Origin of the sequence: Undibacterium cyanobacteriorum (genome assembly GCF_031326225.1) — a bacterium.
GTDB lineage: Bacteria > Pseudomonadota > Gammaproteobacteria > Burkholderiales > Burkholderiaceae_D > Undibacterium > Undibacterium cyanobacteriorum.
Genome location: NZ_CP133720.1, coordinates 2,432,440 through 2,447,061, shown reverse-complemented (window position 1 = coordinate 2,447,061; position 14,622 = coordinate 2,432,440). Strand labels below are relative to the sequence as shown.

The window sequence follows — 14,622 nt, the reverse complement described above, 5'->3', positions numbered from 1 at the left end:
GGATTGATGGTGATGGCAGTAGAAAGGATGCGGCTTCTGCTGTTTGGACCGCGAATCGAAATTACGAGATCGACATGATTTTGTCCATTCCATTAGTTGTTGAGGTGATATTGATCGATGAGGTATGCACCTGCCATTTTTGCAATGCGCCTTGAAATAGAGGGAGAGAGATCCTAGTGGGCTCGGAGCATTTGATCGATGGTGCTAAATGCGCTATAATTCGAGGGTTTAACTAATTCAAATCTCGTCATAGCGCGTATCCACGAAATCATTCTTTATTGTGATTGTTTTTTCTTTATTCGGATAGCGCAATACTATTCGACGAAGTCTAGCAAGTTAGCAATCACGAGAATCTCAAGCAATGATCGCTTGGGCGCGCAATGATGGCCACACTACAGGAGTTGCCCTTGCTGCCCATTCCGCAGTCCCTCAGTTCTAACCCCGACGCAATCGCCATTCTTGCCCTCGCTGACGGCACGATTTTTACTGGCGTTTCTATCGGCGCTTCCGGACAAACTATTGGTGAAGTTGTTTTCAATACGTCGATGACGGGTTATCAAGAGATCTTGACGGATCCAAGCTATAGCTCGCAAATCGTGACGCTGACATATCCGCACATCGGCAATACAGGTGTGAATAGCGAAGACGTTGAGTCCGACAAAATTCATGCAGCTGGCTTGATCATCAAAGACTTGCCTATGTTGGTTTCTAACTTCCGCTCAGAGCAATCTTTGTCTGATTATTTGAAGTCGCAGAACATCGTCGCTATCGCTGGTATTGATACGCGTAAGTTGACGCGTATCTTGCGTGAGAAGGGTGCACAGGGCGGCGCGATTCTGGTCGGTAATGATGCAGCGAAAGCCTTGGAGTTGGCGAAGTCTTTCCCAGGTTTGTCTGGTATGGATTTGGCCAAAGTGGTGTCAGTCACGAAGGCTTACGAGTGGACTGAGACTGAATGGAAATTGGGTGAAGGTTACGGTCAACAAACTCAGCCAGAATTCCATGTGGTGGCCTTTGACTTTGGCGTGAAGCGCAATATCTTGCGTATGTTGGCGCAGCGCGGCTGCAAAGTGACGGTGTTGCCTGCGCAATCGAGTGCAGCCGATGTACTGGCTTTGAATCCGGATGGCGTGTTCTTGTCGAATGGTCCTGGCGATCCAGAGCCATGTGATTACGCCATTGCAGCAGCCAAAGAGTTGATCGAAAAAGGCATTCCAACTTTTGGTATTTGTTTAGGCCATCAAATTATGGCACTGGCATCGGGAGCGAAAACCTTGAAGATGAAGTTTGGTCACCATGGCGCTAACCACCCAGTGCAAGATCTTGATAGCAAACAGGTTTTGATTACGTCCCAAAATCACGGTTTTGCGGTTGATGCGGCATCTCTCCCTGCGAATTGCCGTGTGACTCACGTGTCTTTGTTTGACGGTTCTTTGCAAGGTTTTGCACGTACTGATAAACCGGCATTTTGTTTCCAAGGGCATCCTGAAGCGTCTCCAGGTCCGCATGATATTGCCTACCTGTTCGATCGTTTCACTGCACTGATGAAAGCTGCAAAATCTGGTGCAGCAATGGAGAAGAATTAAGATGCCAAAGCGTAATGACATAAAAAGTATTTTGATTATCGGCGCCGGTCCAATCGTTATTGGCCAGGCCTGTGAATTTGACTATTCTGGTGCGCAAGCATGTAAAGCGTTGCGCGAGGAAGGTTATAAAGTTATTTTGGTCAATAGCAATCCAGCGACCATCATGACTGATCCTGAAATGGCCGATGTGACTTACATCGAGCCGATCACATGGCAAGTGGTTGAGCGCATCATTGATAAAGAGCGCCCAGATGCGATTTTGCCGACAATGGGCGGTCAAACAGCCTTGAATTGTGCTTTGGACTTGCATCGCCATGGTGTTCTCGAAAAATACAAATGTGAATTGATCGGTGCGACACCTGAAGCGATTGATAAAGCGGAAGATCGTTCGAAATTCAAAGAAGCGATGACCAAAATTGGCTTGGGTTCGGCGCGCTCTGGCGTCGCCCATACCATGGAAGAATCTTGGGAAGTGCAAAAGCGTATCGGTTTTCCAGTCATTATTCGTCCATCTTTTACCATGGGAGGTACAGGTGGCGGTATTGCGTATAACGATGAAGAATTCGAAACTATTTGTAAGCGTGGTCTTGAGGCATCGCCAACGAGTGAACTCTTGATCGAAGAATCTTTGATCGGATGGAAAGAGTACGAAATGGAAGTCGTGCGCGATAAGGCAGATAACTGCATTATCGTGTGCTCGATCGAAAACTTAGATCCAATGGGTGTTCACACGGGTGATTCGATTACAGTGGCACCAGCGCAAACTTTGACTGACAAAGAATACCAAATCATGCGTAACGCCTCCTTGGCAGTGCTGCGTGAAATCGGTGTTGATACCGGTGGTTCGAATGTGCAGTTTTCGGTGAATCCAGCCGATGGTCGCATGATCGTGATTGAGATGAATCCACGTGTCTCGCGTTCCTCCGCGTTGGCATCGAAAGCAACCGGTTTCCCGATCGCGAAAATTGCCGCGAAGCTGGCCGTTGGCTTTACTTTGGATGAGTTGCGTAATGAGATCACTGGTGGTCAAACGCCTGCCTCTTTTGAGCCTTCGATTGACTACGTCGTCACCAAGATTCCACGTTTCGCTTTCGAAAAATTCCCAACTGCTGATAATCGCTTAACGACGCAAATGAAATCTGTCGGAGAAGTGATGGCGATTGGTCGTACCTTCCAAGAATCCTTCCAAAAAGCATTGCGTGGCTTGGAGGTTGGCGTCGATGGTATGAATGAAAAGACCACTGATCGCGAAGTATTGGAAAAAGAATTGGGAGCGCCAGGTCCTGATCGTATTTGGTATGTCGGCGATGCTTTTGCTCAAGGCTTTACAGTTGAAGAAGTGCACCAACTGACGCGTATTGATCCATGGTTCTTGGTGCAGATTAAGGATATCGTTGATATCGAGTTATGGCTTGAAACGCAGTCACTCGATGCGATCACGAAAGACGTGTTGCTGAAGTTGAAGAAAAAAGGTTTTGCTGATCGTCGTTTGGCGAAACTGTTGAAAACAACGGCTGCCGCAGTTCGTGAAAAACGCAAAGCACTCAATGTTCGTCCAGTCTATAAACGTGTTGATACTTGCGCAGGTGAGTTCGCGACCAATACGGCTTATATGTATTCCACATACGAAGAAGAGTGCGAGTCAGCGCCAACGGATAAGAAAAAAATTATGGTGTTGGGCGGTGGTCCGAATCGTATTGGTCAGGGTATTGAGTTCGACTATTGCTGCGTCCACGCGGCGTTCGCGATGCGTGACGATGGCTATGAAACGATTATGGTCAACTGTAATCCAGAAACGGTTTCTACCGATTACGATACTTCCGATCGTTTGTATTTCGAACCATTGACTTTGGAAGATGTGCTGGAAATCGTCGAGCTCGAAAAACCGGTCGGCGTGATCGTTCAGTACGGTGGTCAAACACCTCTGAAATTGGCGCTCGAACTCGAAGCTAACGGTGTGCCGATTATTGGTACCTCGCCAGACATGATCGATGCTGCAGAAGATCGCGAACGCTTCCAGAAGATGTTGCACGAACTCGGCTTGCGTCAGCCTCCAAACCGTACCGCGCGTACCGAAGAAGAAGCGCTGACGTTGGCACAAGAAATTGGTTATCCATTGGTGGTACGCCCATCCTACGTATTGGGTGGTCGTGCAATGGAAATCGTGCATGAACAACGTGATCTTGAACGCTACATGCGTGAAGCCGTGAAGGTCTCGCACGATTCCCCGGTCTTATTGGATCGTTTCTTGAATGATGCGATTGAAGTGGACGTTGATTGCTTGTCTGACGGCACGCGCACCTTCATTGGAGGTGTGATGGAGCATATTGAACAAGCAGGCGTGCACTCTGGCGACTCGGCGTGTTCTTTACCACCATATTCATTGAAACAAGCGACGATTGAGGAGCTCAAGCGCCAAACAAGTTTGATGGCAAAGGGTTTGAACGTAGTTGGTTTGATGAACGTTCAATTCGCGATTCAGCAGAAAGACGGCGAAGATGTGGTGTACGTGTTGGAAGTGAATCCACGTGCATCTCGCACTGTGCCGTATGTGTCAAAAGTGACTGGTCTGCAGTTGGCAAAAATTGCCGCACGTTGCATGGTGGGACAATCTTTGGATTCTCAAGGCATTTACAAAGAAGTCGTGCCGTCTTACTACAGTGTGAAAGAAGCGGTATTCCCATTCGTGAAATTCCCAGGTGTTGATACGATTCTAGGACCTGAGATGAAATCAACAGGCGAAGTGATGGGAGTGGGCCGTACTTTCGGTGAAGCCTTCGTGAAATCGCAAATGGGTGCAAGTATCAAATTGCCGCGTTCAGGTAAGGTCTTCTTGACGATCAAGAATGCCGATAAACCACGTGCAATCAATGTTGCTAAGCAATTGCACGCAATGGGCTTTGAGTTGGCAGCGACAAAGGGAACGGCTGCGGCGATTTCTGCTGCTGGTGTGCCTTGTGCTGCAGTCAATAAAGTGGCTGAGGGACGTCCACATGTGGTTGATATGCTCAAGAATCGCGAGGTCGCATTGGTCATTAACACAGTCGAAGAAAAACGTAATGCGATTGCGGATTCTCGTTCGATTCGTGTGGCGGCCTTAGGTTCTGGCGCGACCACAATTACCACGATCGCTGGTGCAGAAGCCGCGGTTGAGGGGATGCGTCATCTGAACGAATTGCATGTCTACGATTTACAAGGGCTGCATAAGTCTTTACACTAAGCACAACTTGAAGTCCTGAATGTTCTCGTTCTGGGCTTTAGCGTAAGAAAAACGGAGGTCACAACAGGTAGCGTGATGCGTTATCTCTGTGACCTCTGTATTTTTGGTGACCCTAAAAAGCCATTTCATTAAGAGATTTCGCATCGAAAGCCTTGTATTTTTAACCTTTTTGTTGAGTTGTAGATAATGAGTACAATCCCATTGACCAAGTTTGGTGCAGAATTGCTCAAACAAGAATTGCATAAACTAAAAACCAAAGACCGCCCAGAAGTCATTAATGCGATTGCTGAAGCACGTGCTCAAGGTGATTTGTCCGAAAATGCAGAGTACGATGCAGCGAAAGAGCGTCAAGCATTTATCGAAGGCCGTATTGCAGAACTCGAGAGCAAATTGAGTGCGGCGCAGATCATTGATCCAACCGAGTTGGATGCTGAGGGACGTGTCGTGTTTGCTTCAACAGTCAATCTGGAAGATTTGGAGAATGGTCAAAAAGTGACCTATCAGATCGTTGGTGAAGATGAGGCCGATTTGAAATTGAATAAAGTGTCGGTGACTTCACCCATCGCGCGTGCCTTGATTGGTAAGTACGCAGGAGATGTGGTTGGCGTGCAAGCACCAGCCGGTGTGCGTGAATACGAAATCCTCGACGTACAGTACATCTAAATTTTCGATCAAGAAGTCTGTGTTCGAGCTTGCCAGGTAATCATCTCAAAAGAAAGGGCACCACTGGTGCCCTTTGCCTTAGCCTATCAGTGTTCATGATAGCCTCAGAGATAAATCATGCTACGCTTTTCTTGACACTCTTTTGACGTGGTTTGGCGCGTTTGATATTGCCACCTTGAGTCACGCGCTCGTTGCCTTTGACGAGAACTTTGGAAACGGATGGTTTTTTGGTGCCACTTGCGCTAGGCTTCACGATAGTGACTTCGCGCAGACCTTTGCCGCGTTTGACAAACTTGGTTTCTTTTACGCCATCAAGCTTGGGACGATAAAGAACTAAGAGTTTGCCAATATGTTGAATGGGTTCAGCGTCGAGTTCAGCGCAGATTTCTTCGTACATAGCGATGCGCGCTTCACGGTCGTCGCCAAATACGCGAACTTTAATGAGACCATGCGCGTCAAGACTAGCAGCGATTTCTTTTTTGACAGAAGCGGTCAGCCCCGCTTCGCCGATGATGACGATAGGTTTTAAGCCGTGTGCTTCAGCGCGTAATTCGCTGCGTTCCGCTGGACTTAATTTAGTTTTGTTTTTCGACGTTGCGACGTTTGACATATAAATTCCTTTAAAAGCAGTATTTTACGCCAATGGCCAAGAATAAATTCAATCAAAATTGGGTTCATGATCATATTAATGATCCTTATGTGAAGTTAGCACAGAAAGAGGGCTTTCGATCACGTGCCGTGTATAAGCTCAAAGAAATTGATGAAAATGAAAAACTCATCAAGACTGGGCAGCTTATCGTTGATTTGGGGGCAACCCCCGGCGGCTGGTCTCAATACGTGCGCCAGAAGCTCGCAGGTAAGGAAGGCGGCGGTATTCATGGAGAAATTTACGCCTTGGACTTGTTGCCGATGGAGCCCATCGCCGATGTGACCTTTATTCAGGGAGACTTTCGCGAGGACGAGGTTTTGTCGCAATTAGAGTCTCATTTGGAAGGCAAGAAGCTTGATTTGGTTCTGTCCGACATGGCTCCAAACCTGTCAGGGAATTCGACAACTGATGCAGCGCGCGTTGAGTACATTATCGAACTGGCCGTTGATTTTGCTAAAGCCCACTTGAAACCTAACGGTGCTTTGTTAGTAAAATGCTTCCATGGTCCGAGTTACAATACTTTGGTGGATTTGTTTAAGTCTGAGTTCAAGACAGTGAGTAACAAAAAGCCGAAAGCTAGTCGCGACAAATCTGCAGAGGTGTTTTTGTTGGGGCGGGGATTAAAGAACCCAAGTTAACGTAAAAGAAGTAGATTTTTGACTTGATAATTCTCAACTGAGACCATATATCCGCTACAGCGTATTTCTCGTAATCCGAGTAGAATACTGAGTAAATCTACACCTGCTCACTGCATTTTGCGAATTAGGTGATCGAATGTGCAAGAAAATGCACCCTAGGAGTTTTTGTGAATAATTCAAATTTAACTAAATTGGCCTTGTGGGGAGTGGTGTTGCTTGTGCTCTTCATGGTCATTAGCAACTTTACCAACAAGAATTTTGCTGCGGGTGCGACGACAGTAGTCTATTCAGACTTCCTTGAAGACGTGAAATCCAAGCGCATCAAAGAGGCAGTGTTTGATGATTCGACAATGTCAATTATCGGTGTGACTCAAGATGGTAAGAAGGTAAAGGCGCAAGTTCCACGACAAGAACGTGGTTTGGTGAACGATCTGATCACCAACAATGTAAAGTTTGACTCGAAAGCTCCAGACGAGCCTTCCTTCTTCGAGAAGATTTTGTGGAGCTATGGCCCGATTTTGTTGTTGATTGGGGTGTGGGTTTTCTTCATGCGCCAGATGCAAGGCGGTGGTAAAGGCGGCGCATTCTCTTTCGGTAAGTCAAAAGCCCGCATGCTCGACGAAAACAATAATCATGTTACTTTCGCAGATGTGGCAGGTTGCGACGAAGCGAAAGAGGAAGTGAGCGAAGTCGTTGATTTCTTGCGTGATCCAAGTAAATTCCAAAAATTAGGTGGTCGTATTCCCCGCGGCGTGTTGATGGTTGGACCGCCAGGTACGGGTAAAACCTTGTTGGCACGCGCGATCGCTGGTGAAGCCAAAGTACCATTCTTTACGATCTCAGGTTCGGACTTTGTAGAAATGTTCGTTGGTGTCGGTGCCTCACGTGTGCGCGATATGTTCGATAACGCCAAGAAGCATGCGCCATGTATCATTTTTATCGACGAGATTGATGCGGTTGGACGTCATCGCGGCGCAGGTATGGGCGGTGGTAATGATGAACGCGAACAGACTTTGAACCAAATGTTGGTTGAGATGGATGGTTTTGAGCCCAATTCTGGCGTGATTGTGATTGCAGCGACGAACCGTTCCGATGTACTCGATAAAGCCTTGTTGCGCCCAGGTCGCTTTGACCGCCAAGTGACGGTTGGTTTGCCAGACATTCGTGGTCGCGAGCAAATCTTGAATGTTCACATGCGTAAAGTACCGATTGCTCCAGACGTTCGTGCCGACATCTTGGCACGCGGAACGCCAGGGTTCTCTGGTGCAGATTTGGCCAACTTGGTCAATGAATCCGCCTTATTTGCGGCGCGTCGCAATAAGCGTTTGGTTGAAATGCAGGACTTTGAAGACGCAAAAGATAAAATCTACATGGGACCAGAGCGTCGCTCAATGGTTATGCGTGAAGATGAGCGTCGAAATACTGCTTATCATGAATCTGGCCATGCAGTGGTTGCGAAGCTTTTACCGAAGGCTGATCCTGTTCATAAAGTAACAATCATGCCACGTGGTTGGGCTTTGGGCGTGACTTGGCAGCTGCCTGAGCATGATAATTTGAGCGGCTACAAAGACAAAATGTTGGAAGAGATCGCGATCTTATTCGGCGGACGTATTGCTGAGGAAATTTTTGTAGGTCAAATGTCCACTGGCGCTTCCAATGACTTCTCTCGTGCAACGAAGTTGGCTCGCTCCATGGTGACCCGCTTTGGTATGTCGGATAGCTTGGGTGTGATGGTCTACGAAGACAATCAAGATCAAGGTTACTGGGGTGGAAGTTCAAAAACCATTTCCGAAGCAACCCAACAAAAAGTCGATGCGGAAATCCGTTCTATCTTGGATGCGCAATACGCGATCGCACGCCGCTTACTCGAAGAGAATCGCGACAAAGTAGAGGCGATGACAAAGGCCTTGCTTGAATGGGAAACGATTGACGCGGATCAGATTAACGACATCATGAAAGGCGTTGAACCGAATCCTCCGAAGTCAGTCTCGGCGGTTCGTAAGTCGCCTTCCGATACTCCGCCAGGAGGAGTTAATCCAAATGCGGCTGCACCGGCGTGATTGACATCTGATTTGAAACAGTAACTATCAGGGTGAGAAGTGATTCTCACCCTTACTTTTTTATGACATCAGCTTTTTTTGATTGCGGTCGCTATCGTTTTCGCTTACAGCGCAAGGACAGCGGCAAGCCTGCTCGACCTTTGGTCATGGGGATCCTCAATGCAACGCCCGATTCCTTTTCTGATGGCGGAAAATTCCAGAATCTTGATCACGCCGTTGCTCACGCTGAGGCGATGATAGAGAGCGGCGTCGATATTATTGACATCGGCGGAGAGTCGAGTCGTCCCGGCTCAGCCCCAGTGTCCTTGCAAGATGAACTTGATCGTGTTATCCCTTTGGTTTATGCATTGCGCGATTGTGGTCGTGCCATCTCAGTCGATACCTATAAGCCAGAGGTGATGAAAGAGGCTATCCTCGCAGGTGCAGACATGATCAACGACATTCGTGGTTTTTCCACCGAAGCATCACGTTTCGCGGTGCAGCAAGCAGACGTAGGTCTCTGCATTATGCATATGCAAAATAATCCCGAAACGATGCAAGATGCTCCTCACTATTCGAACGTGATCGATGAGGTGGCGAGTTTCTTAATGGAGTCGAGCGACGCTTTCGTAAAATTAGGTGTTGATCGCAATCGTATGTGTATTGATCCAGGGTTTGGGTTTGGAAAATCTTTAGAACATAACTTGACCCTTATTCGTCAGCTCAGAGAGCTTCAAAATAGAATTAGTTTGCCTGTCTTGGTCGGGCTTTCGCGGAAGTCGATGATTGGTGCCATTACCGATAAGGCTGTGGAGCATCGGTTGGCTGGTAGTCTAGCAGCAGCCTTAGCCTGTGCAAGAGAGGGGGCACAGATCGTGCGGGTACATGATGTTGCCGAGACGGTTGACGCGCTGAAAGTGTGGGATGCAATCTACGCCGCTTGAAATTCGATGCTTGCTTGGTATGTGCAGCCACAAGGAGCAGAGGTAACAGTGTAGACTGAAAAGAATTTGATAGAAGTGAAGCGGTGTTTAGGCATCGCGAGAGCAAGAAAGGATAAAAAGAATGGCTCGTAAATTTTTTGGCACTGATGGTATTCGCGGCAAAGTGGGGGTAAGCCCAATCACTCCAGATTTCGTAATGCGATTGGGTTTCGCTGCTGGCAAGGTGTTGGCACAACAGGATCATGTAAGCGCGGCGAAACCCACTGTGTTAATTGGTAAGGACACGCGTGTGTCGGGTTATATGCTTGAGGCCGCGCTTGAAGCGGGATTTGCCGCGGCGGGTGTGGATGTGATGTTGTCCGGCCCTATGCCAACTCCAGCAATCGCGTATTTGACGAGGGCCCTACGTTTGTCAGCAGGGGTAGTGATTTCTGCTTCTCATAATCCTTATGACGATAACGGGATCAAATTTTTCTCTGCACAGGGCACTAAGTTGCCTGACGAAGTGGAGCTGGCCATTGAAGCCGAACTTGAGCGTGAAATGCAATGTGTTAGCTCTGACAAGTTGGGCAAAGCAAAACGCCTCAAGGATGCCAATGGGCGCTATATCGAATTCTGTAAAAGCACCTATCCTAGTGAGCTTGATCTTCGTGGTTTGAAGATGGTGGTCGACTGCGCTCATGGCGCAGCTTACGATATCGCTCCGCATGTGTTCCATGAACTGGGCGCAGAAGTCATTGCTATTGGTAACCAACCGAATGGCTTCAACATTAACGATAAAGTGGGCGCGACCGCACCAGAAGCCCTTGCTTTAGCGGTTCGAGCAAATCACGCCGATTTAGGCATTGCCCTAGATGGTGATGCGGATCGTCTCTTGATGGTAGATCGAAATGGCAAAGTGTATGACGGCGACCAACTCTTATATTTGATGGTCAAAGATAGACTTGCAGTCGGTCCAGTTGCAGGTGCGGTAGGTACCTTGATGACGAATATGGCGGTTGAGATTGCGCTTGGCAATTTGGGAGTGGGCTTTGCGCGCGCTAAAGTTGGCGATCGATATGTTTTAGAGATGATGCAGCAGAAGAGCTGGTTGTTGGGAGGCGAGGGTTCTGGACATTTGCTTTGCCTAGACAAACATACGACAGGGGACGGCATAGTCTCTGCGTTACAAGTATTGTCTGCTCTACAGCGCAGCGGCAAATCATTGGATCAGTGTTTTGATGGTCTTGAGTTGTTCCCGCAAGTACTGATTAATGTCCGTGTGCCGGCGGGTTTTGACTGGCAAAAGAATGAAAAGTTGGTTGCGGAAAAACAGTTGGTTGAAAGCGAATTGAGTGGAAGGGGACGTGTGCTGATTCGCGCGTCTGGCACTGAACCCTTAATTCGAGTCATGGTGGAAACCGATAGTAATGAACTTGCGCATAAAATGGCGCGTCGTTTGGCGGATTGCATTCAATAAATGGGCACTTCATTGAATAGTGTTGAGTGAAGGTTTTATTGAAGGTTTTACTGACGGTCTTACTTTTCTTCGCTGCGTTTCGGGAAGTGCGATCGCGTTCGAAGATGGCTTTACACCTTGAAGTTGAGGGGGATACCCTGTAATATTCAGCCTTCGTATTTTTATGCTCTCTGCATGAAAAATGTGTGCGTCGGTAGCTCAGTTGGATAGAGCAATGCCCTTCTAAGGCATGGGTCGGGGGTTCGAACCCCTCCCGACGCGCCAATCATTCGCAAGATGTTTCTGCGGTCAGATTTTATCTCATCAAGCTATTTGCAGTTCATTGCATAAACCTGTTCAGTTCGCTTGAGTTTTTGTCGCATCTTTTCTTGAGCTCTTGGCTGTGCACCTCGATAGTCTTCCCTGGCCCAATCTGATTTAAGTTTTAGGTTGTCGCACTGCTTCTGCTTGGTCGCGATTTGTTTAGCAAGTTGCCTTCGTGCGGCTTCCAATTTCGCTTCGTCTTTTTCCCGAGCTTTAACAAGTCGGTCGTATTCTTTTTGGCGAGCTAAGTTTTCTTTCTTTGATTGTGCGACCTGTTCTTTGCTAGGTGTGTAGGTTATGACTTCTTGTTTTTCGCTAGTTTGCCCATTGCAAGGAACTTGGCTGTAACTGATGGCCCCATTTTTTAAGCATTTGTAAACTTGCGTGTCGGCGCTACCGTTTTCAATAAAACCTAGAACGAGCATCAATCCGAGTGCAAGCTTATTCATACAATCTCCTAAAAAATTTTCCCTGGGTTCATGATCTGGAATGGGTCTAGTGCTTTTTTGATCTGCTGCATCATTTCAATTTCTAACTCCGATTTGTATAAACGAAGCTCTTCTTTCTTTAATGTACCAATGCCATGTTCAGCGGAGATTGATCCGTTGAATTGATGAACCAGTTGGTGGACGATATGGTTGATCGGCTTTTGCTGTTTCAAGAAATCATCCGGTGTCACTTCGGGCGGAGCTGATACGTTGTAGTGAAGATTGCCATCGCCAAGATGTCCGAAGGTAACCAACCGGCACTTTGGGACATATCGTTGTAAGGCTTGGTCGCATTGTTCGACAAAATCGGGAACGCTAGATATCGGTAAAGAAATGTCGTGTTTGATGTTTTTGCCGTGACGCGCCTGCGCTTCTGATATCGATTCCCGAATTTGCCAGCAAGACTGCGCTTGATTGATATTTTGAGTCACGACAACATCGATAACTAAGCCTGCCTCGAGTGCTTGCGACAGCTCATTTTCGATTTCGCCATTCAAGTGCGCTACATCGGCATTACTTGAGATTTCGGCTAAAATATAAAATGGTGATTTTTGAAGTTGCGGAATCTGTAAGTGTGGGAACGCTCGTGCTACTAGCTCGAGACTGAAGGCGTTCATGATCTCGAATGCGGTCAAGTTTTCGTTAAAGCGTTGTTGCAGGAAGTTCAGAAATTGAACAGATTGTGAAAGATCCTCGACCGCCACGAACGCACAGATTTGATGTTTTGTTTTTGGAAAAAGCTTCATCACTGCGGCGGTGATGACTCCAAGCGTGCCTTCGGCGCCGATGAAGAGGTCGCGGAGATCATATCCCGTATTGTCTTTGCGAAGTTGTTTGAGCCCGTTCCAAATCCGACCGTCGGCGGTGACAATTTCAAGTCCAAGACAAAGCTCACGTGTGTTTCCATATCGTAGGACTGCCGTTCCACCAGCATTCGTGGAAAGATTGCCACCAATGGTGCAGCTACCCTCTGAAGCAAGCGACAGTGGAAACAGGCGATCATGATCAGCAGCGTGTTCTTGGATCGTTTGCAAAATACAGCCAGCTTCCACTGTAATCGCGTTGTTTTGAGGATCGATTTCTCGAATGCGATTCAGTTTTCTTAGGGAGAGAACAATCGCATTTCCGCTCTCATCTGGGATTCCACCATAGACTAAACCTGTATTGCCACCCTGCGGCACGATGGAAATATGGTTCTCATGGCAAAGTCGCACAATACTCGAAACTTCTTCGGTGTTGCTCGGACATATTACAGCTAAAGCGCGACCCACTTTGCGGCGGCGCCATTCCCTTAGAAATGACTCTTGCAAACTCGGATCGGTGATCACGCCGTTTGCGCCAACGATACTTACACAGGCCTCTAGAAATCTCTTGTGCTGATCCATGTGTATCACGCCTTTTCTGATGGATCATGTGGTGCAGAAGTCTGGTTGATATCCAGAGTGTTATGCGTGCCATTCAGCTCCTCGGCCTTTTTCTCTTTCTCTAGTTTTTTAGCGAGACGTTTGAAGGGGCGTACATAGAAGATCGCACACAAATAGAAACTGATACTTAAAACGATTTCTAATGCGGCCATGAGTCTAGATGCCGGATCGGCATCGCCGCTCGCACGTACGACACCTTCCATGAAGTAGAGAAGCACTAGCATTGATGACCACTGCAAAGTATAAACGCGCGCAGTGAGGACGCCTCGTATAGCGAATAAAAGAGGAACGACTTTAATGGCGAAAAAATAGTTGCCCGGTTTGTATGGGCTAATGAAGCACTCCCATGCAATCGCCAATGCGATCAGGCAGAGTAGGCTCACGGCTGCGCCGATATGAAGTTTTTTTGAGCCCATTTCAGTCATGGTGGCCTCGCAATTTGTGTGCGGTTTCAGCCAATCGTTTTCCTAGGGCGATCGCAAGTTTTTTGCTGTCTTCAGTTAGTGGCTGCTTTCCATCTAAGCCAGACCAATGAGTCGCACCATAGGGACTTCCACCGCTACTTGTCGTCATTAATTCTGGATGCTCGCTGAAAGGGAGCCCCAATATCAGCATGCCATGGTGCATGAGAGGGAGCATCATTGAAATTAATGTTGATTCTTGACCGCCGTGCATACTTCCAGTCGACGTGAAGACACATGCAGGCTTATCTGCCAAACTACCGTTCAGCCATTCGCTCGATGTACCATCCAAAAAATATTTCATCGGCGCTGCCATATTGCCGAAGCGGGTGGGGGAGCCCAGCGCAAGTCCGTGGCATTCTTGTAGATCACTGATTTCCACATACGGCGCACCATTCGCTGGCACGCTCGCTTCTGTGGCTTCAATCACGGTCGAAACCGCAGGGACGGTACGCAGCCGTGCTTCACATCCCGTGACGCTTTCGACGCCTTGAGCAATCAATTCCGCCAAACGACGTGTGCTACCGTGGCGCGAGTAATAGAGGATGAGTATTTGGGTTGGATCATTCATAAAGTGAAATTTACCTTATTTCTATACAAAACAATAATTCTTGTTGTTTTTAAATCGCTTTTCGCGAGGCGCAGCACGGACGAGATGATATCGCAGCTTTGTGTCGGCAATCTGAATTTACTTTTATACGAATGCTTGTTTTGGGGTGGGCCAATAAGATCTCTGTGTTGAACGGCG

The 14,622-nt window shown here is 47.7% G+C and carries 12 protein-coding genes and 1 tRNA gene; 8 read left to right on the top strand and 5 right to left on the bottom strand.

Annotated elements, in window-relative coordinates:
• The first annotated feature begins 380 nt into the window (after positions 1 to 380).
• The 3 genes from carA (at position 381) to greA (ending at position 5,469) form a co-directional block, all read left to right on the top strand.
• The gene (gene carA / locus RF679_RS10260; RefSeq protein WP_309480545.1) at positions 381 to 1,586 is read left to right on the top strand and encodes a glutamine-hydrolyzing carbamoyl-phosphate synthase small subunit; all 1,206 of its coding nucleotides are present in this window, start codon (positions 381 to 383) and stop codon (positions 1,584 to 1,586) included.
• Between the two features lies 1 nt (position 1,587).
• Positions 1,588 to 4,806 (top strand): carbamoyl-phosphate synthase large subunit, encoded by a 3,219-nt coding sequence (gene carB / locus RF679_RS10255; protein WP_309480544.1) that lies wholly within the window; start codon positions 1,588 to 1,590, stop codon positions 4,804 to 4,806.
• A gap of 186 nt (positions 4,807 to 4,992) precedes the next feature.
• Positions 4,993 to 5,469, top strand: a complete 477-nt coding sequence (gene greA, locus RF679_RS10250; RefSeq protein WP_309480543.1) for a transcription elongation factor GreA — start codon at positions 4,993 to 4,995, stop codon at positions 5,467 to 5,469.
• A gap of 115 nt (positions 5,470 to 5,584) precedes the next feature.
• Here the strand turns inward: greA and RF679_RS10245 are convergent, their stop codons facing one another.
• Positions 5,585 to 6,079 carry a YhbY family RNA-binding protein gene (locus RF679_RS10245; RefSeq protein ID WP_309480542.1) on the bottom strand — a complete coding sequence of 165 codons (495 nt, stop codon included), beginning with the start codon at positions 6,077 to 6,079 and terminating at the stop codon, positions 5,585 to 5,587.
• A 32-nt stretch (positions 6,080 to 6,111) separates the two neighbouring features.
• On the opposite strand from RF679_RS10245, the gene RF679_RS10240 reads away from it, so the two are divergent.
• From RF679_RS10240 to RF679_RS10220, 5 genes are all read left to right on the top strand, one after another.
• Entirely contained in the window at positions 6,112 to 6,756 is a 645-nt protein-coding gene (locus RF679_RS10240) for an RlmE family RNA methyltransferase (RefSeq protein ID WP_309480541.1), read from the top strand.
• 227 nt (positions 6,757 to 6,983) lie between these two features.
• Positions 6,984 to 8,816 carry an ATP-dependent zinc metalloprotease FtsH gene (gene ftsH / locus RF679_RS10235; protein ID WP_373921769.1) on the top strand — a complete coding sequence of 611 codons (1,833 nt, stop codon included), beginning with the start codon at positions 6,984 to 6,986 and terminating at the stop codon, positions 8,814 to 8,816.
• 62 nt (positions 8,817 to 8,878) lie between these two features.
• Positions 8,879 to 9,739 (top strand): dihydropteroate synthase, encoded by an 861-nt coding sequence (gene folP, locus RF679_RS10230; protein WP_309480539.1) that lies wholly within the window; start codon positions 8,879 to 8,881, stop codon positions 9,737 to 9,739.
• 121 nt (positions 9,740 to 9,860) lie between these two features.
• Positions 9,861 to 11,198 (top strand): phosphoglucosamine mutase, encoded by a 1,338-nt coding sequence (gene glmM, locus RF679_RS10225; RefSeq protein WP_309480538.1) that lies wholly within the window; start codon positions 9,861 to 9,863, stop codon positions 11,196 to 11,198.
• Between the two features lie 187 nt (positions 11,199 to 11,385).
• Positions 11,386 to 11,462: transfer RNA gene (locus RF679_RS10220), tRNA-Arg, on the top strand.
• Between the two features lie 44 nt (positions 11,463 to 11,506).
• On the opposite strand, the gene RF679_RS10215 is transcribed toward RF679_RS10220, so the two are convergent.
• From RF679_RS10215 to wrbA, 4 genes are read right to left on the bottom strand one after another with little or no spacing between them, the layout of a single operon-like run.
• Entirely contained in the window at positions 11,507 to 11,950 is a 444-nt protein-coding gene (locus tag RF679_RS10215) for a hypothetical protein (protein ID WP_309480537.1), read from the bottom strand.
• An 8-nt stretch (positions 11,951 to 11,958) separates the two neighbouring features.
• Positions 11,959 to 13,374: an FAD-binding oxidoreductase gene (locus RF679_RS10210; protein ID WP_309480536.1), complete on the bottom strand. Its 1,416-nt coding sequence runs from the start codon at positions 13,372 to 13,374 to the stop codon at positions 11,959 to 11,961.
• A 5-nt stretch (positions 13,375 to 13,379) separates the two neighbouring features.
• Positions 13,380 to 13,838 carry a DUF2069 domain-containing protein gene (locus RF679_RS10205; RefSeq protein ID WP_309480535.1) on the bottom strand — a complete coding sequence of 153 codons (459 nt, stop codon included), beginning with the start codon at positions 13,836 to 13,838 and terminating at the stop codon, positions 13,380 to 13,382.
• Complete coding sequence (gene wrbA, locus RF679_RS10200) at positions 13,831 to 14,445, bottom strand: NAD(P)H:quinone oxidoreductase (RefSeq protein ID WP_309480534.1); 615 nt, start codon at positions 14,443 to 14,445, stop codon at positions 13,831 to 13,833. Before wrbA ends, RF679_RS10205 begins: the two co-directional genes overlap by 8 nt.
• Positions 14,446 to 14,622 lie beyond the last annotated feature (177 nt).